The organism is Pseudomonas sp. AF03-9, assembly GCF_020515815.1.
Taxonomy (GTDB): domain Bacteria; phylum Pseudomonadota; class Gammaproteobacteria; order Pseudomonadales; family Pseudomonadaceae; genus Aquipseudomonas.
Genome location: NZ_JAHPJF010000004.1, coordinates 46,491 through 66,687, shown reverse-complemented (window position 1 = coordinate 66,687; position 20,197 = coordinate 46,491). Strand labels below are relative to the sequence as shown.

Annotated in this window: 17 protein-coding genes, 6 tRNA genes and 2 pseudogenes; 10 read left to right on the top strand and 15 right to left on the bottom strand. The window is 60.9% G+C overall.

Going from position 1 to position 20,197, the window contains the following annotated elements:
* Positions 1-56 precede the first annotated feature (56 nt).
* A complete protein-coding gene (locus LIY36_RS09110) occupies positions 57-596 on the top strand; it encodes a TetR/AcrR family transcriptional regulator (RefSeq protein WP_226455477.1) in 540 nt (179 codons plus the stop codon).
* Between the two features lie 134 nt (positions 597-730).
* Here the strand turns inward: LIY36_RS09110 and LIY36_RS09105 are convergent, their stop codons facing one another.
* The 4 genes from LIY36_RS09105 to LIY36_RS09090 form a co-directional block, all read right to left on the bottom strand.
* Positions 731-1,510 carry an ABC transporter permease gene (locus tag LIY36_RS09105; RefSeq protein ID WP_017737220.1) on the bottom strand — a complete coding sequence of 260 codons (780 nt, stop codon included), beginning with the start codon at positions 1,508-1,510 and terminating at the stop codon, positions 731-733.
* The gene (locus LIY36_RS09100) at positions 1,507-2,439 is read right to left on the bottom strand and encodes an ABC transporter ATP-binding protein (protein ID WP_192298863.1); all 933 of its coding nucleotides are present in this window, start codon (positions 2,437-2,439) and stop codon (positions 1,507-1,509) included. Before LIY36_RS09100 ends, LIY36_RS09105 begins: the two co-directional genes overlap by 4 nt.
* A gap of 134 nt (positions 2,440-2,573) precedes the next feature.
* The gene (locus LIY36_RS09095; RefSeq protein ID WP_192298862.1) at positions 2,574-3,191 is read right to left on the bottom strand and encodes a glutathione S-transferase family protein; all 618 of its coding nucleotides are present in this window, start codon (positions 3,189-3,191) and stop codon (positions 2,574-2,576) included.
* 43 nt (positions 3,192-3,234) lie between these two features.
* Entirely contained in the window at positions 3,235-3,894 is a 660-nt protein-coding gene (locus LIY36_RS09090) for a transglutaminase-like domain-containing protein (RefSeq protein WP_226455476.1), read from the bottom strand.
* 158 nt (positions 3,895-4,052) lie between these two features.
* On the opposite strand from LIY36_RS09090, the gene LIY36_RS09085 reads away from it, so the two are divergent.
* A complete protein-coding gene (locus tag LIY36_RS09085; protein ID WP_226455475.1) occupies positions 4,053-6,500 on the top strand; it encodes an acyl-CoA dehydrogenase in 2,448 nt (815 codons plus the stop codon).
* Positions 6,501-6,575: 75 nt separating this feature from the next.
* Positions 6,576-6,983, top strand: a complete 408-nt coding sequence (locus tag LIY36_RS09080; protein WP_192298859.1) for a PA2817 family protein — start codon at positions 6,576-6,578, stop codon at positions 6,981-6,983.
* Positions 6,984-7,114: 131 nt separating this feature from the next.
* Here LIY36_RS09080 and LIY36_RS09075 read toward each other — a convergent pair whose 3' ends face one another.
* Positions 7,115-8,047 carry a LysR family transcriptional regulator gene (locus LIY36_RS09075; RefSeq protein ID WP_226455474.1) on the bottom strand — a complete coding sequence of 311 codons (933 nt, stop codon included), beginning with the start codon at positions 8,045-8,047 and terminating at the stop codon, positions 7,115-7,117.
* 89 nt (positions 8,048-8,136) lie between these two features.
* Between LIY36_RS09075 and LIY36_RS09070 the strand changes: the two genes are divergently transcribed.
* The 4 genes and pseudogenes from LIY36_RS09070 to LIY36_RS09055 all read left to right on the top strand — a co-directional run bounded on the left by LIY36_RS09070 (position 8,137) and on the right by LIY36_RS09055 (position 11,487).
* Positions 8,137-8,811: an alanyl-tRNA editing protein gene (locus tag LIY36_RS09070; protein ID WP_226455473.1), complete on the top strand. Its 675-nt coding sequence runs from the start codon at positions 8,137-8,139 to the stop codon at positions 8,809-8,811.
* Between the two features lie 27 nt (positions 8,812-8,838).
* Positions 8,839-8,985: pseudogene (locus tag LIY36_RS09065) on the top strand (phospholipase D-like domain-containing protein); the annotation flags it as partial.
* A gap of 128 nt (positions 8,986-9,113) precedes the next feature.
* Positions 9,114-9,587, top strand: a complete 474-nt coding sequence (locus LIY36_RS09060; RefSeq protein WP_226455472.1) for a hypothetical protein — start codon at positions 9,114-9,116, stop codon at positions 9,585-9,587.
* 160 nt (positions 9,588-9,747) lie between these two features.
* Positions 9,748-11,487, top strand: a complete 1,740-nt coding sequence (locus tag LIY36_RS09055; protein WP_226455471.1) for a dipeptidase — start codon at positions 9,748-9,750, stop codon at positions 11,485-11,487.
* 104 nt (positions 11,488-11,591) lie between these two features.
* Here the strand turns inward: LIY36_RS09055 and LIY36_RS09050 are convergent.
* The 6 genes from LIY36_RS09050 to LIY36_RS09025 form a co-directional block, all read right to left on the bottom strand.
* Positions 11,592-11,667, bottom strand: a tRNA-Gly gene (locus LIY36_RS09050).
* Positions 11,668-11,670: 3 nt separating this feature from the next.
* A tRNA-Glu gene (locus LIY36_RS09045) sits at positions 11,671-11,746 on the bottom strand.
* 103 nt (positions 11,747-11,849) lie between these two features.
* A tRNA-Gly gene (locus LIY36_RS09040) sits at positions 11,850-11,925 on the bottom strand.
* 3 nt (positions 11,926-11,928) lie between these two features.
* A tRNA-Glu gene (locus tag LIY36_RS09035) sits at positions 11,929-12,004 on the bottom strand.
* A 104-nt stretch (positions 12,005-12,108) separates the two neighbouring features.
* A tRNA-Gly gene (locus LIY36_RS09030) sits at positions 12,109-12,184 on the bottom strand.
* Between the two features lie 3 nt (positions 12,185-12,187).
* Positions 12,188-12,263, bottom strand: a tRNA-Glu gene (locus LIY36_RS09025).
* Positions 12,264-12,621: 358 nt separating this feature from the next.
* Between LIY36_RS09025 and LIY36_RS09020 the strand changes: the two genes are divergently transcribed.
* Together LIY36_RS09020 and LIY36_RS09015 are read left to right on the top strand one after the other, a co-directional pair.
* Positions 12,622-13,392 (top strand): hypothetical protein, encoded by a 771-nt coding sequence (locus LIY36_RS09020; RefSeq protein WP_192298854.1) that lies wholly within the window; start codon positions 12,622-12,624, stop codon positions 13,390-13,392.
* Positions 13,393-13,582: 190 nt separating this feature from the next.
* Positions 13,583-14,395 (top strand): alpha/beta fold hydrolase, encoded by an 813-nt coding sequence (locus LIY36_RS09015; RefSeq protein ID WP_226455470.1) that lies wholly within the window; start codon positions 13,583-13,585, stop codon positions 14,393-14,395.
* A 36-nt stretch (positions 14,396-14,431) separates the two neighbouring features.
* Here the strand turns inward: LIY36_RS09015 and LIY36_RS27800 are convergent, their stop codons facing one another.
* The 4 genes and pseudogenes from LIY36_RS27800 to LIY36_RS09000 form a co-directional block, all read right to left on the bottom strand.
* A complete protein-coding gene (locus LIY36_RS27800) occupies positions 14,432-15,274 on the bottom strand; it encodes a methyl-accepting chemotaxis protein (protein WP_442962210.1) in 843 nt (280 codons plus the stop codon).
* Positions 15,275-15,289: 15 nt separating this feature from the next.
* Positions 15,290-15,517, bottom strand: a pseudogene (locus tag LIY36_RS27795) (HAMP domain-containing protein); the annotation flags it as partial.
* A gap of 996 nt (positions 15,518-16,513) precedes the next feature.
* A complete protein-coding gene (locus LIY36_RS09005) occupies positions 16,514-17,926 on the bottom strand; it encodes an aminotransferase-like domain-containing protein (RefSeq protein WP_226455468.1) in 1,413 nt (470 codons plus the stop codon).
* 202 nt (positions 17,927-18,128) lie between these two features.
* Positions 18,129-18,890 (bottom strand): SDR family oxidoreductase, encoded by a 762-nt coding sequence (locus tag LIY36_RS09000; RefSeq protein WP_192298850.1) that lies wholly within the window; start codon positions 18,888-18,890, stop codon positions 18,129-18,131.
* Between the two features lie 228 nt (positions 18,891-19,118).
* Here LIY36_RS09000 and LIY36_RS08995 point away from each other — a divergent pair, with 228 nt between their 5' ends.
* Positions 19,119-20,126, top strand: a complete 1,008-nt coding sequence (locus tag LIY36_RS08995) for an NADP-dependent oxidoreductase (RefSeq protein ID WP_226455467.1) — start codon at positions 19,119-19,121, stop codon at positions 20,124-20,126.
* Positions 20,127-20,197: the final 71 nt, after the last annotated feature.

Here is a 20,197-nt window from a genome sequence, read left to right as displayed (position 1 = left end):
CTGAGTGTGCTACTGGCCGGCGCTTAAAGCAAATTCTTTGTGTTAAGGTCGCAAACATGGCGATAAAAGAAGGCCTCCGCCCGGGGGGCCGTAGTGCCCGGGTCCAAGAATCCGTCCATACGGCGGTGCGCGAATTGCTGGAAGCCCATGAGCGTTCCAGCGTCACCGTGCCGATGATTGCCGCGCGCGCAGGCGTCACGCCGTCGACCATCTACCGGCGCTGGGGCGACCTTTCGGTGCTGCTGGCCGATGTGGCCCTGGCACGCCTGCGCCCGGACAGCGAACCGGCCAACACCGGCAGCCTGCGCGGCGACCTGCAAGCCTGGGCCGAGCAGTATCTGGATGAGATGAGTTCAGAGCCGGGACGCCACATGATGCGCGACGTGCAATGCAGCCAGACGCCGGGGTATTGCGTGGCGCTGATTGGCGGGCAGTTGCAGGTGATCGTGGATCGCTATCCCGGCGAACAGGCGCCCAGCGTGGAGCGGTTGATCAACCTGCTGGCGGCGCCGACGGTGTTCAGGATCTTGTTTGCGGATGCGCCGTTGCCGGTGGAAGAGCTGCATGCGCTGATCGAGTTGGCACTAAAGCCATAATGCCTTGCACATAACCAAATGTGGGAGCGGGCTTGCTCGCGAAAGCGGTGGGTCAGTGAATACATCTTTGACTGATACACCGTCTTCGCGAGCAAGCCCGCTCCCACATTTTCTGACCGCATGCAGTCAGTGAGTCAGGTACGCATCCCACGCCCGCTCACCAGCAGCTTCGCGCAGCCGATATACAGCACCACGGTCGCCACCAGCATGAAGGTGATCGCCACGCTGATCTTGATGTCCGACACCCCCAGAATGCCGTAACGGAACGCGTTGACCATATGCAGCACCGGGTTGGCCAACGACACGGTCTGCCAGAACGGTGGCAGCAAGGTGATCGAATAGAACACCCCGCCCAGGTAGGTCAGCGGCGTCAGCACGAATGTCGGGATGATCGAAATATCATCGAAGTTGCGTGCAAACACGGCGTTGATGAAGCCCAGCAGCGAGAAGATCGTCGCCGTCAACACCACCACCAGAATGGTGACCCCGAGGTGATGCACCTGCAGGTGGGTGAAGAACAGCGACAGCAACGTCACGATCACGCCGACCATCAGGCCACGCAGCACGCCGCCCACGGTGTAGCCGATCAGGATGGTATGCGGCGACACCGGCGACACCATCAGTTCCTCGATCGAACGCTGGAACTTGCTGCCGAAGAAACTCGACACCACGTTGCCGTAGGCGTTGGTGATCACCGACATCATGATCAGCCCCGGCACGATGTACTCCATGTAGGTAAAACCACCCATGTCGCCGATCTGCCGGCCGATCAGGTTACCGAAGATCACGAAGTACAGGACCATGGTGATCGCCGGCGGTAGCAGGGTCTGCGGCCAGATCCGGGTAAAGCGTTTCACTTCGCGATAGATGATGGTTTGCAGCGCGACGAGGTTGGGTTGCAGTTCGGAACTCATAACGCCACCTTCGCCAGATTTTTCTCCACCAGGGACACGAACAACTCCTCAAGGCGATTGGTTTTGTTGCGCAGGCTCAGCACTTCGATGTTCTGGGTCGCCAACTGCGTGAACAGCGCGGTGATGCCCATGGCTTTGTCCACCTGCACTTCCAGGGTGTGGCTGTCGACCAGGCGGCTCGGGTAGCCGAGCAGCTGCGGCGGCACCGACAGATTGTTCTTCAAGTCGAGCAGGAAGGTTTCCACATGCAACTGGCCCAGCAGGTTACGCATGCTGGTGTTCTCGACAATGGTGCCGTGGTCGATGATGCCGATGTTGCGGCACAGCTGCTCAGCCTCTTCCAGGTAATGGGTGGTGAGGATGATGGTGATGCCCTTCTCGTTCAGTTCGGTGAGGAAGGTCCACATCGAGCGGCGCAATTCGATGTCCACGCCGGCGGTGGGCTCATCGAGGATCAGCAGGCGCGGTTCATGCACCAGCGCCCGGGCAATCATCAGGCGCCGCTTCATGCCGCCGGACAGCGAGCGCGAGGGGACGTCGCGCTTGTCCCACAGGCCCAGTTGGGTCAGGTATTGCTCGGCACGTTCCTTGGCGATTTTCGCCGGAATGCCGTAGTAACCGGCCTGGGTCACGACGATGTCGAAGGTCTTTTCGAACTGGTTGAAGTTGAACTCCTGGGGCACCACGCCGATGGAACGCTTGAGCGCGGCCGGGGATGTGTCCAGGTCATGACCGAAGATGTTCACTGTGCCGCTGGTCTTGTTGACCAGGGTCGACAGAATGCCGATGGTGGTGGACTTGCCGGCACCGTTGGGGCCGAGCAAGGCGAAGAAGTCACCTTCGGCAACGTCCAGATCGATACCACTCAGGGCCTGGAAACCGTTGCCGTAGGTTTTGGTTAGCTGCCGGATGGACAGAGCGGAACTCATATCGGATTACGCACCAAAGAAGAGAAGAGGAAGAATAGATGAAGGCGCACGCCACGAAGTTCAACGGCGGCGCATGACAGGCATGGTGGCTGCCCGCGCCGCACAAGTACAGTCACCTGTATTAATAGTCAGTATTAAGTCAACGCGGTCATGACCGCTTTGCGATAGGCCGGGCGCTGTTGCAGGCGTTGGTACCAGGCCTCTAGATTGGGCATCGCAGGCCGTTCGATAGGCATTTCGAACCAGGCGTAGATAAAGCAGCCCAGGGGAATATCACCCATGCCGAATTCGCTGCCCGACAGATACGGCTGCTCGGCGAGGGCTTTTTCCACGGTGCCGAGCACATCGATGCAGGCTTGGCGCGCGGCGTGAATGCTGTCCCAGTTCTGTTTTTCCGCCGGGGTGCGCAGGATGCCCCAGAACACCGTCTTGAACGGCTCGGCGAGAGTGGAAGTGGTCCAGTCCATCCACTTCTCGGCGCTGGCGCGCGCCTTCACATCACTGGGATACCAACTCCCCCCCTGCTTGGCGCAGAGGTAACGCACGATGGTATTGGACTCCCACAGTACAAAGTCGCCGTCTTCGATCATCGGCACCCGGCCGTTGGGGTTCAGCGCCCGGTACTGCGGGGTGTCGACCACACCAAACGCCCCGCCCGCATCGATTGACTCATAGTCCAGGCCGAGTTCTTCGGCGCACCACAGTGCTTTCCTGACGTTTGATGAATTTTTACGACCCCAGATTTTCAGCATGACAGTGCCTTATTGTGTGGTGAGCGCAGCAGCATACGCCGGTTCACCCACGGCTTGAATCGGTGTGCATGTCACCGAGCAGCGGCGGACTGTCTGCGGCAAACAGATGCGGGTAACACGTACGAATATGCTCGAAGAAAAACGCTTCAGGCACATCGGAAAACTGCCCATGGTCGACGATGTACTCCATCGAGCGCTGCCCCTGGCGGTTGAACGCGTGGAACACACTGTCATTGATCCCATCGAATTCCAGCGGCGGCACATCGAACACGTCACACAACTGCCTGTTGAACGCCGGGGTGGCCTTGACCCAACGCCCGCGCAAGTAAAGTTCGGTGTAACCGTGCATGGCGAATACATCGCTTTTGAGTAAAGCGAGCAGGCGCGGCGTCGACAGATGATTGCGCACATCCGCCAGGCCGATACGCGCCGGGATGCCGCAGTGGCGGGCGCAGGCAGCGAGCAGGTTGGCCTTGGGCACGCAATAGCTTTCACCGGTGGCCAAGGCGAAGCTGGCATTCAAGGTGCTGGGATCGCGGCTGAAGGTATAGGGGTTGTAGCGAATCGCCTCACGTACGGCGTAATAAAGACTGACTGCCTGGTCATTAAAATCCGCACTGGTACTGCGATGCTTTTCGGCGAACTCCACCACCGCAGGGTGGTCACTATCGATGAAGCGGCTGGGACTCAGGTACGTATCCATGAGCGTTATCTCCGAAGGAAGCCTGGAGTCTAACCACAGGCCTGCCATCGAGATAACGACGAATCGGCCAAATCTCGTTACACCCGGATCACCCCGCTTGCTCGGATGCCGACTAAGCTCCCTGGTGGTTTCGCCCCTGGTTTCACGGAGGATTGAATATGCTGTTGTTGTGGATACTGGTTCTGGTGGTCGGCATTGCCTACCTGGCACACCGCCGCACCGCGCCCCTGCCCGCCCTGGGCGTGGTCGCCGTCTACCTGCTGGCGATGGGCGCATGGAGCCACGCGCCGGGCTGGCTGCTGCTGGTTTTCTGGATACTGATCGCCGTTGTCGCCGTGCCGTTGCTGCTGCCCGACCTGCGCCGCCAATACTTCACCAAGCCGCTGTTCAGCTGGTTCCAGAAAGTCCTGCCACCGATGTCCGAGACCGAACGCGATGCCATCGACGCCGGCACCGTGTGGTGGGATGGCGAACTGTTCAGCGGCCGCCCGGACTGGGACAAGCTGCTCGCTTACCCCAAGGCCCAACTGACTGAAGAAGAACAGGCGTTTATCGACGGCCCCACCGAAGAACTCTGTGCAATGGTCAGCGACTGGGACATCGGCCAGGCCATGGACCTGCCGCCCGCCGCCTGGGAGCACATCAAGACCCATGGCTTCTTCGCCCTGATCATCCCCAAGGAATACGGCGGCAAGGGCTTCTCGGCCTACGCCCACTCCCAGGTGGCGATGAAACTCGCGACCCGCAGCGGCGACCTGGCGTCCACCGTGATGGTGCCCAACTCCCTCGGCCCGGCCGAACTGTTGCTGCACTACGGCACCGACGAGCAACGCAACCACTACCTGCCGCGCCTGGCCCGGGGCGACGACATTCCGTGCTTCGCCCTCACCGGCCCGCTGGCCGGCTCCGACGCCGGTGCCATGCCCGACACCGGGGTGATTTGCAAAGGTGAATGGCAAGGCAAGGAAACCCTCGGCCTGCGCCTGAACTGGGAAAAACGCTATATCACCCTGGGCCCGGTCGCGACCCTGCTCGGGCTGGCGTTCAAGGCCCATGACCCGGATCACCTGCTGGGTGAAGAGGAAGACCTGGGCATCAGCCTCGCGCTGATCCCCACCGATACACCGGGTGTGGAAATCGGCCGTCGCCACCTGCCGCTGGGCGCCGCGTTCATGAACGGTCCCAACTCCGGCAAGGACGTGTTCATCCCCCTGGAATTCCTGATTGGCGGCCAGGAGATGCTCGGCAAGGGCTGGATGATGTTGATGAACTGCCTGTCCGTGGGCCGTTCGATTTCCCTGCCTGCCGTGGGCACCGGCGCCGCCAAGTTCACCAGCCTGGTCACCGGCCAATATGCCCAGGTCCGCGAGCAGTTCAACGTCCCGCTGTCGGCGTTCGAAGGTATCCAGGAAGCCCTGGCGCGGATCGGCGGCAATGCCTGGCTGATGGACAGTGCGCGCATGCTCACCGCCAACGCGGTGGACCTCGGGGAGAAACCCTCGGTGCTGTCGGCGATCCTCAAGTACCACCTCACCGAACGCGGCCGCGAGTGCATCGGCCACGCCATGGACGTGCACGGCGGCAAGGGCATCATCATGGGCCCGAACAACTACCTGGGGCGCAGTTGGCAAGGTGCGCCGATCTTCATCACCGTGGAAGGCGCGAATATCCTCTCGCGCAACCTGATGATCTTCGGCCAGGGCGCGATCCGCTGCCATCCGTTCGTGCTCAAGGAAATGGCCTTGGCCGGTCGTGAAGACCACGATCAGGCGCTGAAGGAATTCGACAGCCTGTTGATGCAACACATTGGTTTTGCCGTGAGCAACGCCGCCAGCACCCTGGTGTTGAACCTGGGCATCGGTCACTTCGAGAAAGCACCGGGCAACCGCTTGAGCCAGGGTTATTTCCGCGCGCTGAACCGTCAGGCCGCGGCGTTCGCCCTGCTCGCCGACCTGAGCATGATGCTGCTGGGTGGCGAACTCAAACGCCGCGAACGCCTGTCGGCACGCCTGGGCGATGTACTCAGCCACATGTACCTGGCCTCGGCGGCGCTCAAGCGTTACCACGACCTGGACTCGCCGGGCCACATGGAGCCGCTGTTCGCCTGGGCCATGGAGGAAAGCCTGGGTGAATCGGAGCGCGCACTGGACGAACTGCTCAGCAACTTCCCGAACAAGGTGCTCGGTTGCCTGCTGCGGGTGATCGTGTTCCCGTTCGGCCGTCGGCATACCGGGCCATCCGATGCGCTGGATGCCGAAGTCGCCGCAGTGATCGGCCGCGCCAAGGGCGATCCGACCCTGGAAGAGTTGCTGGCTGGCTGCTACCGCCCGCAATCGGCGCAAGACCCGGTCGGCGCCCTGCAACATGCCTACGACCTCCTGGGCGCCAGCCATGCGTTGCAGAAGAAACTGCATACCGCGCTCAAGAGCGGCCAGGTCAAACCGGCGGCTGGCGAGCATGCCATCGACGCGGCGCTGGAAGCGGGCGTGCTGCAACCGGCCGAAGCGCAAACCCTGCGCGACGCCGAAGCGGCGCGGCGCAAGGTGATCGACGTGGATGATTTCAGCAAGGAAGAGCTGGCCCAGGCAGAGGGCACAGTCCGCTGATACCGGCGGTCATATAAATACGGGCGCGAGGGCTATATACTCTCGCGCCCGTTTTTGCTTTAGAGGACTTATCTCGTGTCCAACGTCGTTGCCGATCATCTCGTCTTGCTCGACCACCTGCGCAGCATCCTGGTTGCCGTCGGCGAAGCCGAACAGGTGCCCGAGGAAAGCCACACCTTGTTCCTGGAGCGCTTCGACGAATTGCGCGCCCTGCTACCGATCGACCCGATCGAAAGCCAGTACCTGGGCCAGGACCTGATGAGCCAGGTCATCTTGCGCTACCCACAAATCGCCCATCTGGTGCCACGCGACTTGCTGTGGTTCTTTGGCGGCGATTGCCTGCACTTCATGCCGGACGAAGAACTGGACATGTACCAGGCCCTGGAAGAGCGTCGCTTCGAAGCCGAACAGAACGACGAACCGTTCGACTGGAACCAGGAAAAGCAGCTGCTGGCCATGCCTGAAGACCAAAGCAAGCACTGATAGTCGAAACACCGCAGAACCCAATGTGGTAGCGGGCTTGCTCGCGAATACGGAGTGTCAGTCAATATATTCATCAACTGGCAGACCGCTTTCGCGAGCAAGCCCGCTCCCACATTTTTTAGACCGCGTATCTACCGTCGGCGCAACGTCGGCTCCTTGGCCATGCACTCCACCAGATAATCAATAAACACCCGCAACTTGGGCGGCAGATACCGCGTTGGCGAATGCAGCAGCCACACATCGCCGTGGTACGACGCAATAAAATCCCACTGCGGCAACACCTGCAGGACCCTCCCCGCGTCCAGATCATGGCGCGCCGTAAAGTACGGCAGACTGCCAATACCCACATGCTGCAACACCGCATCCAACCGCACGCCGGTATGGTTCGCCGCATAACGCCCACGCACCCCGGCCGTCACCGTCTTGCCAGCCTGGCGAAACTTCCAGCGCGCATCCGCGGCAGTTTCTCCCAGGTAGATGCAACTGTGCTCCAGCAGGTCATGGGGATGCTCCGGCGTGCCGTACTCAGCCAGATACTGCGGCGTCGCGCACAGCAAGTGTTCGATGGGAAACAATGGCCGCCCCACCAACCCCGGCGGCGGGCTTTCGGAGATGCGCAGGATCAGATCCAGGTTGTCGTCGATCAAATCCACCGGCCGGTCTTCCAGGATCAACTGCACATCCACTTTGGGATAACGCCGCAAGAACTCCGGCACATGGGGATGCACCACAAACCGCCCCACCGCCTTGGGCACGCTGACCCGTACCAGGCCTTCGGCCTCATGGGTAAATTGGCCGCTGACCTCCATCACCGAGCGCGCCGCGTTGACCATGTCCTGGCAACGCTTGAATACCTCTTCACCGCCCTCGCTCAAACGCAATTTGCGCGTGGTGCGTTGCAGCAAACGCGTGGCCAGGGCTTTTTCCAGGCGCGAAATGCTGCGGCTGACCGATGACGGCGAAGCGCCCATTTGCCGGGCGGCCGCGGAAAAGCTGCCGGTTTCCACCACCTTGACGAAAATCGCCATTTCGCCCAGCAGCGGCAAAGGAAGATTGATGCTCATGACGCACAGGTCCATTGATAGTTGAGCGGATTATCACGTATTAACGCACTATTTATACTGCGCGCAGAACCCTGATGCGGATGTAGAAAATGACCGAGCGCCTGTTTTTCACCCATGACCACCTGACGGCCGAGCTCGAAGTGCTCAGTTGCACGCCCCACGAGGCGCATTTTGCAGTCATCCTGCAGTCGACGATCTTCCATCCCCAAGGCGGTGGCCAGCCATTCGATACCGGCTGGCTCGGTGACAGCCAGGTATTGCGCGTCATCCAGGAAGCCGACCAGGTGGTGCACTACGTTGATCAAGCGGTCGCCCCTGGTCCGATCAGCGCGCGCGTCGATGAGACACGCCGCGCCCTGCACACCCGCCTGCATTCTGCCGGGCACCTGATCGGCAACGCCGGCGAAAGCCTCGGCTGGATGCCGATCAAGGCCCATCACTGGCCGGGCGAAGGCAAGATCACTTTTATCCGTGGTGAAGCGGCACAAACCATCGACGCCGAGACCATCCAGCAACAGGTCAACCAATGGATCGCCGCGGATTACTCGCGCCATATGGCCTTGGATGAAGGCACCCGCGAAGTCGGCTTCGGCGAATTGCCCGCCTACGCCTGTGGCGGCACACACGTCCAGGCCCTGAGCGAACTGGGCCAGGTAAAAATCCTCGCCCTCTCGGAAAAAAAAGGCGCCCTCTGCGTCCGCTACGAGCTTTGCAGTGAGCAGGCTTGCCCCGCGCCGGGGGGCGAAGCCGCCCCAAAACCGTAAACCGCGGTATTTCAGAAAGACCGAGGCGCCTGGATTGGCACCAGCAACTGGTTGGGCGGCTACCTGGATAATTCACGCAACCTGGAGGTGGTGATGCGCAATGAAGCGATGGCTAAACGTGTAGGGCAACTGCATGAGCAGTTGTGGGACGGGCCCTCTGCCAAAGCGCTGTAGATGACAGACGAGTATCCAGCCCCACCCCCAGGCACCTTGTAAAATGTCGTTCGCTTGCTAGCCTTGCACTCTCTGGGCGCAGCTTTAGCGGTGCTGCGCGTTCAGGTCACTCACATGAGAGCCCGCCCATGAAAACCGCCGCCCTTCGCTTTTCTTGCATGTTGCTGTTGCTTATCCCTCTGAGCGCCTGCGTCAACAACGTGCAAACACTGACCCTCGTCACCCTCGCCGACGGTACGCGCGGCCTCAAAAACGCAGTCGATATCGGGCCTGTGGGCGCCTCCCAAGGCGATCTTTTTGTATTCGATCAACCCTTGATGGACCAGGACCGCAAAGACATCGGCAGCAACAGTGGCTACTGCGTCACCACCCTGCCGGGGGTACACAGCCAATGCCAATGGACACTGCTGTTCTTCGGTCCCGATAAAACCGTCATAGGCACCATCGTCGTAGGCGGGCAGGAGCTTGAAGCGGGTCAATCCACAGTCGCCGTCCTCGGCAGCACGGGAAAATATGCCGGGGTTACCGGCACAATGACTTCCGCGCCCAACCTCGATGGAACGTTCACCCAAACCCTGTATTTGGTTAGCCATCAACCGTGAAAATCGCCGCTTCTGATCGGGCAGTGATTGCAGAGCGAAGCAGTAAAATTCCCTCACTCGGGTCTCCCACCCCCTCCTTTGCAGTGTTAGTGTGTGGAAATGTTTCTGACACTTCAGTCAGAAACCTCTTACTCACCACCTGCAAAGGAATGCTCCAACAATGCACTTCCCACTCAAGCAACTGGCGGCTGCCAGCCTGTTCGCAGCCAGCCTCTCGGCGATCGTCACCCCCGCCTTCGCCAACATCTCCGCCGAGCAAAGCACCGCGATTCTCAAGAATTTCAACGAAACCTCCGTCACTGATTTCCGTGGTTTCCTCGGCACCCTGGCCAAGGGCGACCTGGGCAAGACCGCCGACGTGGACCCGGCGATCAGCGCCTTTCTCGACAACAAGCCGCTGAACGCCGACCAGCAGAACGAGATCAATCGCCTGCTGGGCATTTATACCCGCGTGAAGTACGGCAAAGCCGCCACAGAAACCTTGCGCGAGCTGGTGGAAATTCCGACCTTCAACATCGACGGTATGCCGCAGTACAAAAACCCGGAGTTCCTCAGGATCGCGGCCAAGCTCAAGGACCTGGCAGAGGCCTTCAACCTGAACTTCCGCAATATCGACAACCGCGTGTATGAAGTTTCCCTGGAAGGCGCCAGCGATGAAGTGGTCGGCATTCACGCCCATGCCGACGTAGTGCCGGTCACGCCGGAAAACTGGGTGTTGAAAGATGGCACCAAGCTCGACCCGTTCAAGGTCACGCTGATCGGCGACCGCATGTACGGCCGTGGCACCGAGGATGACAAGAACGGCATCGTGGTGGCGATGTATGCCATGAAGGTGATCAAGGAAGAGAAGCTGCCGTTGGCGCGCACGTTCAAACTGCTGGTGGACACCACCGAGGAAACTTCCGGCGATGCGATCCCGTATTACTTCGAAAAGAACCCGACACCGCAGTACAACCTAGCGCTGGACGGTGGCTATCCGGTGGTGATTGCCGAGAAAGGCTACGGCACCGTGATGGCCACCTTCCCGCGCCGTAAAGGCGAAGGCAAGGGTGCGGAAATCATTGCGATGACCGGGGGCATGGCGACCAACCAGATTCCATCGGCCTCGGTGGCGACCTTTGTCAGCGACAAGCCCGCCGAACTGGCGGCCAGCCTGCAAAAAGCCGGTGCGGCGTATGCCAAGGCCAATGGTGGCGACTTCGAGGTGGCAGCCAAGGCGGTCGGTAAAGAAGTGAAGCTGACGGTGACCGGTGTTTCAGCGCACTCCTCCGAGCCTGAATCCGGCATCAACCCGGTGGCGCGCATGCTCGAGTTGATCCACAGCATCGACGGCAAGATCGCCCTCAAGCACAACCACATCACCGACGCCGCGCGTTATGCGTCCGACAACTGGGGCCTGGATTACCTGGGCGGCAAGCTGGGGGTGGGTTTCTCCGACGAGTTCATGGGGCCGCTGACCACCTCGCTGACGTTTGTCGGCCAGGATGACAACGCCTTCAAACTGGCAGTGAACCTGCGGGTGCCGAAGGGTAAATCCCCAGAGACGTTGAAAGCGGAAATCGCCGACAAACTCAGCGCCTGGGACAAGCACACCAAGGTCAAGGTGGATTTCACCTACTCGGTGGCCGAGCCGATGTACCGCAACCCGGAAGGCGAGTGGGTCAAGGCGCTGCTGGCAGTGGCCAGCGAAAACCTGGGCATGGAGCACAAGTTCGGCACGTCGGCCGGGGCGACCTCGGTGCATGAACTGCCCAATGGCGTGCAATTCGGCCTGGCGCGGCCCGAAGTGAAGTACACCGGGCACACCGACAATGAGTTCAAGACAGTCGAGCAGTTCCTGCTGGACTTGCAGATCGTCACTGAAATGATGGGGCGTGTCGGGCAGTTACCGAAGCTCTGACCTCGACAAGGGAGCCCGCCGCGATGGCGGGCTTTTTTCATCGGCCATCAATCACGCACAAACAAAAACGCCGATCATCGCTGATCGGCGTTTTTTGTTGAATATGGAGCGGGAAACGAGACTCGAACTCGCGACCCCGACCTTGGCAAGGTCGTGCTCTACCAACTGAGCTATTCCCGCAAATGGCGTCCCCTAGGGGACTCGAACCCCTGTTACCGCCGTGAAAGGGCGGTGTCCTAGGCCACTAGACGAAGGGGACACGCTACTGAAACACATGGTGTGTATTCCAGTGCCCAGAGGTTGGATCCGAAGATCATGCCCTGGTTTCACTCAGTGCCGCCCGAGGGCAACACTGCTTAAATTGGAGCGGGAAACGAGACTCGAACTCGCGACCCCGACCTTGGCAAGGTCGTGCTCTACCAACTGAGCTATTCCCGCAAATGGCGTCCCCTAGGGGACTCGAACCCCTGTTACCGCCGTGAAAGGGCGGTGTCCTAGGCCACTAGACGAAGGGGACACGCTACTGAAACACATGGTGTGTATTCCAGTGCCCAGAGGTTAGATCCGAAGATCATGCCCTGGTTTCACTCAGTGCCACCCGAGGGCAACACTGCTTAAATTTGGAGCGGGAAACGAGACTCGAACTCGCGACCCCGACCTTGGCAAGGTCGTGCTCTACCAACTGAGCTATTCCCGCATATGGCGTCCCCTAGGGGACTCGAACCCCTGTTACCGCCGTGAAAGGGCGGTGTCCTAGGCCACTAGACGAAGGGGACACACGTACAACATTCACTACTCGCCGCGTTTCGCTGTGTGCTTTACGCTTTAAGTGGCGCGCATTCTATGGATGGATTGGGAGGTCGTCAACCCCCAAGGATAAATTTATTAAAATCAATGACTTCGCCCCTCTTTACGAGACCGGGCACGCATTCTGTACAGCAGGGCTTTGACGCCTATATTCTGGCACACCACAAGACGCTATAGTTCGCTGCAGCCGATGATGGCAATGTGCATCCATACATGGAACGTTCACCTATATAGAAGAATCTACCTGGGCAACTGGTCGATCAGTCCTATCCGCCGGCCAGCCCAGTCACTACACTCCACTGCAAACCCTATAAAGAGGTCACACCGGTGACACCACTCATGATCACCCTGCTGGTAATAGCCGGGATCGCAATACTGATCGCCATTGGCTACATGAACCACGTGGTGGAAAACAACAAGTTGGAAAAACAGCGCACCGTGATCGAGCTCAATGATCGCCTGCGTCGTTGCGGTGAAATCACCGAGACATTCCCTGGCCAGTTGATGAACCCGGCGCTCAAGCTGTTGATGACCCGCCTGGAACTGAACGTCAACCAGCGCCTGCTCAACCTCGACAAGACCAGCGCACCGCTCAAGGCCCGCATCGCCGAACTGAATGCACTGGTCTCCCAGGGCGAATCGATCCCGGTGAACAATCCGCCGGCGCCGATCCAGACCGAAGCCAAGGCCAAGGACGTGCGTTTCCTCCTCGAAGCCCTGCACGGCCAAGTCACCCGCGCCGCCCAGGATGGCTTCCTGCCGTCCAACGAAGCCAAGCACTGGATCAAGGAAATTCGCCACATCCTGGTACTGCTGCATATCGAGTTCTTCAACAACCTCGGCCAACATGCCCTGCAACAAGGCCAGCCTGGCCAGGCACGCCTGGCATTCGAACGTGGCGTGCAGTACCTGCGCAAACAGCCGGAACCCGTGCTCTACAGCGCGCAGTTGCAACACCTGGAAGGCCAACTGGCCCGCGCCAACTCCACGGTGCTGACCAACAGCAAGCCTGCCGAGGATGAAGTCAACGAACTGACCCAAGGCCTCAAGGCGGACGACGCCGACGCCGAGTGGAAAAAGAAAGTCATCTACGACTGACCGCTTGTTCCGCGCCGGGTGGCGAAGCCGCCCCAAACCCAGGCACCGCGGTGTTTCAGTAAGACCCAGGTGCCTGGGTTTAGGGCGGCTTCGCCACCCGGCGCGGGGCAAGCCCGCTCACTACAACTATCCATGGCGCGCCGAGTAGCGTAAAAAAGTGCCCCTCACTCCGTGAAGTCAGAGGCCTGCTATGCCTGTCACCGTGATAGATGGACAACCGCTGCACTACCTCGACCAAGGCAACGGCCCCGCCGTCCTGCTTGGTTCGAGCTACCTGTGGGACCGCGCCATGTGGACCCCGCAGATCGAAGCCCTGTCGCAACAATACCGCGTGATCGTCCCCGAGTTGTGGGGCCACGGCGAATCGGGCCCGCTGCCCGCACACACCCAATCCCTTGATGACCTGGCGCGCCAGGCCCTGGCGCTGCTCGACCATCTGGACGTCGCCCAGGTCAACCTGGTGGGCCTGTCGGTCGGCGGCATGTGGGGCGCCCGCCTGGCATTGCTGGCACCCGAGCGCGTCAACAGCCTGGTGCTGATGGACACCCACCTTGGCGCCGAGCCCGAGGCCACGCGCCAGTATTACTTCTCGCTGTTCAAGCTGATCGAAGACGCCGGCGCCATTCCCGAGCCGTTGCTGGATGTGATCGCACCGATTTTCTTTCGTCCGACCATCGACCGTGAGTCAGCGCTGTATCAGGGTTTTCGCCAAGCGCTGCAAGGCTTTTCCCGCGAGCGCCTGCTGGACAGTATCGTGCCCCTGGGTCGGCTGATCTTCAGTCGCGAGGATGTACTGGAACAACTGCCACGGCTGGACGCCGACACCACGCTGGTGCTGTGCGGCGAGCAGGACAAACCCCGGCCACCCGCCGAGTCCCGGGAGATGGCCGAGCTGATCGGCTGCGGTCTGATCCTGATCCCGGACGCGGGACACATCAGCGCCCTGGAAAACCCGGATTTCGTCAATGAAGCGCTGCTGACCTTCCTCGCCAACCACGCCTGAGCGCCCTGCCCCTTGATCGCTGCACCTGTGCAGCGATCAGAGGCGGAAGTGCCCGACCATGCCTTTGAGTTCCGCCCCCAGTTGCGCCAACTGAATGCTCGACGCGGCATTGCCCTGCATGCTCAACGCCGATTGGTCGGCACTCGCGCGGATGCTGGTGACGCTACGGTGGATCTCTTCGGCCACCGAGCTCTGCTCCTCGGCCGCCGCCGCGATCTGCTGGTTCATCTGCTGGATCAATGACACCGCCGTGGCGATGCTGCCCAGGGCGCTTTCGGTTTCCAGCGCATCGCTGACGGCCAGCTTCACCAACTCGCCGCTTTGCTGGATCTGCTGCACCGAAGACTGCGCGGCGTTGCGCAAGGTGCTGACCAGGCGCTCGATCTCTTCGGTGGACTGTTGCGTGCGCTTGGCCAGCGCCCGCACCTCATCGGCCACCACCGCAAAGCCCCGGCCCTGTTCACCGGCGCGGGCCGCTTCGATAGCGGCGTTCAACGCCAACAGGTTGGTCTGCTCGGCCACGCTCTTGATCACACTCAGCACGGTGCCGATGTTCTGGATCTCGGCACTGAGGCTGTCGATACTCGCACTGGCGCTGGCACTCGAACTGGCAAGCTGCTCGATGCGCTGCAGACTCTGGCGCACCACCTGCTGGCCACTGTCGACCTTGTCATCGGCGGTCTGCGCGGCCTGTGCGGCTTGTTCAGCGTTGCGCGCCACGTCGTGCACCGTGGCGGTCATCTGGTTCATCGCCGTGGCCACCTGCTCGGTTTCTTCCTTCTGGCTGCTGACCTCGACATTGGTCTGCTCGGTGACGCTGGACAGCGAATGCGCCGAGCTGGCCAATTGTTCGATACCAGCCTGCAACCCGCTGACCATCTCGCTCAGTCCATTGCCCATCTGTTGCATCGCCTGCATCAGCTGGCCGATTTCATCACGCCGGCTGACCTCCATCCGCCCGCTCAAATCACCCGCTGCAATCTGCTGCGCCACCGCGATCACCCGGCGCAGTGGCGCGACGATCAAGCGTGTGATCACCAGCGCTGCAATCAACCCCACCAGTAGCGCGAGGGCCGACGAAGCGATGATCAGCAGAGTGCTTTTCTTCAATTGTTCCTGCATCGACTGGTCTTCGGCGGCATACGCCTGGTTGACCCGGCTGACCACTTCCCCGGCCCGATCATGCAGCTGTTTGTAGACGATCTTTTCCTGCGCCAACAGGCCGGTGTACTCACCGAGTTTTTCGCTGAAAGCGGCAATATGCCCGGAGACTTCGTTCAGCACCGTCTGGTAGCCAGGGTCCTTGACTGAAGTCTTCAACTGTTCGACCTGCGCCAAGGCCTGGTCAGCCTGTTCGATCTTGCCTTGCTCGGCGCCGTCCTCATCGCCCTTGCGGCTCTGGTCCAGGCGCACATGGGCTTCGTTCATGGCTTGCAACATCAAGCGCGACACCTGGCTGACCTGCCCCGCTTGCTCGATAAACTCTGCGCCCTCCTTGCCCTGGCTCTCCTTGAGGCCATAGGCGCCATCGTCCGCCAGGCCGGCCTGCAGCACATCGAGGTTATTCGCCACACTGGACACCGACCAACTGGCCATTTCCAGCGCCAGATCCTTGGTCTGGGTCAGCTCGACAAACTCGTCAAACGCCTTGCGGTAGGCGGCCAGGGCCTGCTCGACGTCCGTCATCGCCGGCACATTGGCCGCCGATTGGGTCTTGAGAGCGGCCGCCAGGGCCGCCAGGGCGTCGACGCTCTCATGCAAGGCGTCGACGGACTTGGGGTCGGCATGCAGTGCGTAGTCCTGCTCGATCAAACGCACCTTGAGCAAGCCACTGTTGAGCGAAGACATGCTGTTGAGGCCTTCAAAACGCTGCCCCACGGTTTGCAGCGACCATACGCCAATCGCCGCGACCACTGCCGTCAGCAACAGCACCAAGAGGAAGCCCAAGCCCAGTTTCTTCGCCATACCGAGGTTGGCGAAACGTCGTTGCACGCCCGTCATCATTGCACTTGAGTCCTCTAGCAATGGCAGATGCCATCAAGCCCGATTTACCAGTAGCGAGATTCGCAACCACGGGCCACCGACACAAGCCGTTGGCGCCGGAATAATGGCAAAAAGCTACACGCTCGTCGTTTTCAGAATGGTCGAGGTCGATCTGGCCGGCCCCATGGCGCGCAGCAACGCCACGGCACGCTGATCAGTAGCATAGGCTACATTGATGCGCAGCCAGTCACTGTGCTCTGCCGTCGGGCTGAACAGCGCCCCCGGTGACAGCAACACACCGAGGCGCCGTGCGCTGGCCTGCAACTGCGAACAATCCTCCACCCCGGGGCGCGCCCACAGGAACATGCCTCCGGCGGGGGCGGCAAACACCTGCCACTCCTCATCCTCCAGCACTTGCAGGGTCGCCGCCATTTGCGTGCCCAGGCGTTTGCGCAGGCGTTGCACCCACTTGCGATAGGTGCCGTTGGCCAACAGCGTCGCCACCACCGCCTCGGCGAAACGCGACGTACCGATGCCGGTCAGGGTCTTGAGGTTGACCAATTGCGGGATAAGCGCACTGCTGGCACAGAGATAGCCGACCCGCAAGGCGCTGCTCAAGGTCTTGGAAAAGCTCGAGACATAGATCACCCGATCATCATGAGGCAGCGCCGCCAGGCGTGTGCAACTGGCATGTTGCAGGTCGCCGTAGACGTCTTCTTCAATGATCAGGAAATCCTTGGCCCGGGCCAGTTGCAGCAAACGCTCGGCCACCGCGAGGCACAGGCTGGTGCCGGTGGGGTTGTGGTACAGGCTGCTGATGAACAGGCATTTGGGGCGATGCACCGCAAGCAACGCTTCCAACGCCGACAGGTCCGGCCCGCCTCGGGTACGCGGTACTTCCAGCAGTGTGACGCCATGAAACACCAACTGGCGATACAGGTTGCCGTAGCCTGGGGTCTCGACCACCACCGTGTCGCCGGCCCTGAGCAGCGTACGTATCAACAGGTCCTGGGCCTGGCTGGCGCCCTGGGTGGTGAGGATGCGGTCCAGGCTGGTCGCCACGCGCATGCGGGCCAGGTGCTTGAGCAATTGCTCACGCAGCGCTAGCAGCCCCAACGGCGTGCTGTAGTTGAACACGGCGGCGGTGTCGGTGCGGCTGACTTCACGGATGGCGTAGCTGATGTCATCGCTTTCGCGCCAGGCATCCGGCAACCAACCGCAGCCCAGCTTCAATTCGCCCAGGGGGCTGTCGGTGAACGCCCCCCAGCCCTGCTCCGCCCCTTCATACCAGTGCTGTTCATGATGGGCCGGGGGCTCGGCCACCACATACCCCGAACCCGGCCTGGAGGCCAGCAGCCCTTGGGCGACCATGCGCTCGAAGGCCTCGATGACACTGGACTGGCTGAGGAGGTTGTCGAGGGCCAATTGGCGGATGGACGGCAGGCGCGTGCCAGGGCTTGCCCCGCTCTTGCGAATCCAGTCCGCCACCGCGCTGATGATTTGCTGCACCACTGGTACAAGGGCTTGTCGATCTATCCCTAAATCCATGAACCACTCACTTCACTGTCTGTTATTCAACCCACAAGAGTTAAGCACAGAAGTTCGGCGCAGCCGGCTTACAAGTTTTATTAAAGTATTGATTTTATTGAATTATTTACCTGCTGATACATATTAGCGCACGGCGTTTTGCCAGCTATGGAAACGCCCCACAGCACCCCGATCCTTTTCGATTGGGGTGCGTTTACAGGTCCTAAATGGCGGTCGCGCCGCCGTCCACCGCCAGCGCATGGCCGGTGGTGAACGCCGCACCATCGCTGCACAGGTAAAGCACCGCGGCGGCGATTTCCTCGACTTTGCCGATGCGCCCGACCGGGTGCATGGCTGCCGCGAAATCCGCCTTGCGCGGGTCGGCTTCATAGGCACGACGGAACATATCGGTGTCGATCACCGCCGGGCACACTGCGTTCACGCGGATCTGCTTTTTCGCATACTCGATGGCCGCCGATTTGGTCAGGCCGATCACTGCATGCTTGGACGCCGCATAAATGCTCATCTTCGGCGCCGCCCCCAAACCGGCCACCGACGCGGTGTTGACGATTGCCCCGCCGCCCTGGGCCAGCAGCAGCGGCAACTGATACTTCATGCACAACCACACGCCTTTGACGTTGACGCCCATGATGGCGTCGAACTCATCCAGACTGCCGTCGGCCAGCTTGCCTTTTTCGATCTCGATCCCGGCATTGTTGAACGCGTAATCCAGCCGGCCATAAGCGGCAACCGTCTGCGCCATCAGTTGCTGCACATCCGCCTCGAGGGTGACGTTGCAGCGCACAAACAGCGCCTCACCGCCGGCCTGCCGGATCAGCGCCACAGTGCCCTCGCCGCCCGCCTCGTCCAGGTCGGCGACCACTACCTTCAAGCCTTCAGCGGCGAACGCCAGCGCGGTGGCGCGGCCGATACCGGCAGCGGCGCCAGTCACCAGGGCGACCTGGCCGGAAAACGTCATGCTCATGGGGGATGTCCTTTGTGAGAAATTGCCGTGCGGCGAGTCTAGCCAACGCGGCGCCGGGCGCGTCAGCACTATCAGAAGGCCGGTTGGCGCTGCATGGATCACAGTGATAAAGCCACCGGCGTGACTATCAACATGAACTATCGAGGGGCATTCGCACCGACGGTGAACCTTGCTCCCGAGCCGTTGCGGGTCTATCAATCTAGGCTCACTTCTAAAAGAGTCCTTGCCATGCCTGCCCAGACCAACCGCCAATTCCTGCTCGCCAAACGCCCGGTCGGTGCCGCCACGCGGGACACCTTTACGTATCAGGAGGTCCCGGTGGGCACGCCGCAGGACGGGCAAGTGCTGGTGCGCAATGAATACCTGTCCCTCGACCCGGCCATGCGTGGCTGGATGAATGAGGGCAAGTCCTACATCCCCCCGGTCGGCATCGGTGAAGTGATGCGTGCGCTCGGCGTAGGCAAAGTGATTGCCTCGAACAACCCGAAGTTTGCGGTCGGCGACTACGTGAACGGCGCCCTGGGCGTGCAGGATTACTTCCTTGGCGAGCCGCGCGGCTTCTACAAAGTCGATCCGAAACTGGCGCCACTCCCGCGTTACCTGTCGGCCCTGGGCATGACCGGCATGACCGCCTACTTCGCGCTGCTCGATACCGGCGCACCCAAGGCGGGCGAAACGGTGGTGATCTCCGGCGCAGCCGGTGCGGTAGGCAGCATTGCCGGGCAGATCGCCAAGATCAAAGGCTGCCGCGTGGTGGGCATTGCCGGGGGGGCCGACAAGTGCAAGTTCCTGGTGGATGAACTGGGCTTCGACGCCGCCATCGACTACAAACACGAAGACGTACCCGCCGCGCTCAAGCGCGAGTGCCCCAAGGGCGTGGATGTGTATTTCGATAACGTCGGCGGCGACATTCTAGACGCGGTGCTCAGCCGCCTGGCGCTCAAGGCCCGGGTGGTGATTTGCGGTGCGATCAGCCAATACAACAACAAGGAAGCGGTGAAAGGCCCGGCCAACTATCTGTCACTGCTGGTCAATCGCGCGCGCATGGAGGGTTTTGTGGTGATGGACCACGCGGCCAACTTTGCCGCCGCCGGGCAAGAGATGGGCGGCTGGATGGCCCAGGGCAAGCTCAAGAGCAAGGAGGATATTGTGGAAGGGCTGGAGACGTTCCCGGAGACGCTGATGAAGCTGTTCAACGGCGAGAATTTTGGGAAGTTGGTGCTGAAGGTTAACTGAGGCGCCACGCGGTAAACGTGAGCATAGACCGTGTGGGAGTCGGGCTTGCCGCGATGCAAGCGCCTCGGTGT

What these genes read in the sequence shown, in the direction of transcription:
- LIY36_RS09110 (WP_226455477.1), top strand. Translation starts at nt 57, where the DNA reads ATGGCGATAAAAGAAGGCCTCCGCCCGGGGGGCCGTAGTGCCCGGGTC.
- LIY36_RS09105 (WP_017737220.1), bottom strand. Translation starts at nt 1,510, where the DNA reads ATGAGTTCCGAACTGCAACCCAACCTCGTCGCGCTGCAAACCATCATC.
- LIY36_RS09100 (WP_192298863.1), bottom strand. Translation starts at nt 2,439, where the DNA reads ATGAGTTCCGCTCTGTCCATCCGGCAGCTAACCAAAACCTACGGCAAC.
- LIY36_RS09095 (WP_192298862.1), bottom strand. Translation starts at nt 3,191, where the DNA reads ATGCTGAAAATCTGGGGTCGTAAAAATTCATCAAACGTCAGGAAAGCA.
- LIY36_RS09090 (WP_226455476.1), bottom strand. Translation starts at nt 3,894, where the DNA reads ATGGATACGTACCTGAGTCCCAGCCGCTTCATCGATAGTGACCACCCT.
- LIY36_RS09085 (WP_226455475.1), top strand. Translation starts at nt 4,053, where the DNA reads ATGCTGTTGTTGTGGATACTGGTTCTGGTGGTCGGCATTGCCTACCTG.
- LIY36_RS09075 (WP_226455474.1), bottom strand. Translation starts at nt 8,047, where the DNA reads ATGAGCATCAATCTTCCTTTGCCGCTGCTGGGCGAAATGGCGATTTTC.
- LIY36_RS09070 (WP_226455473.1), top strand. Translation starts at nt 8,137, where the DNA reads ATGACCGAGCGCCTGTTTTTCACCCATGACCACCTGACGGCCGAGCTC.
- LIY36_RS09060 (WP_226455472.1), top strand. Translation starts at nt 9,114, where the DNA reads ATGAAAACCGCCGCCCTTCGCTTTTCTTGCATGTTGCTGTTGCTTATC.
- LIY36_RS09055 (WP_226455471.1), top strand. Translation starts at nt 9,748, where the DNA reads ATGCACTTCCCACTCAAGCAACTGGCGGCTGCCAGCCTGTTCGCAGCC.
- LIY36_RS09015 (WP_226455470.1), top strand. Translation starts at nt 13,583, where the DNA reads ATGCCTGTCACCGTGATAGATGGACAACCGCTGCACTACCTCGACCAA.
- LIY36_RS27800 (WP_442962210.1), bottom strand. Translation starts at nt 15,274, where the DNA reads ATGGTCAGCGGGTTGCAGGCTGGTATCGAACAATTGGCCAGCTCGGCG.
- LIY36_RS09005 (WP_226455468.1), bottom strand. Translation starts at nt 17,926, where the DNA reads ATGGATTTAGGGATAGATCGACAAGCCCTTGTACCAGTGGTGCAGCAA.
- LIY36_RS09000 (WP_192298850.1), bottom strand. Translation starts at nt 18,890, where the DNA reads ATGAGCATGACGTTTTCCGGCCAGGTCGCCCTGGTGACTGGCGCCGCT.
- LIY36_RS08995 (WP_226455467.1), top strand. Translation starts at nt 19,119, where the DNA reads ATGCCTGCCCAGACCAACCGCCAATTCCTGCTCGCCAAACGCCCGGTC.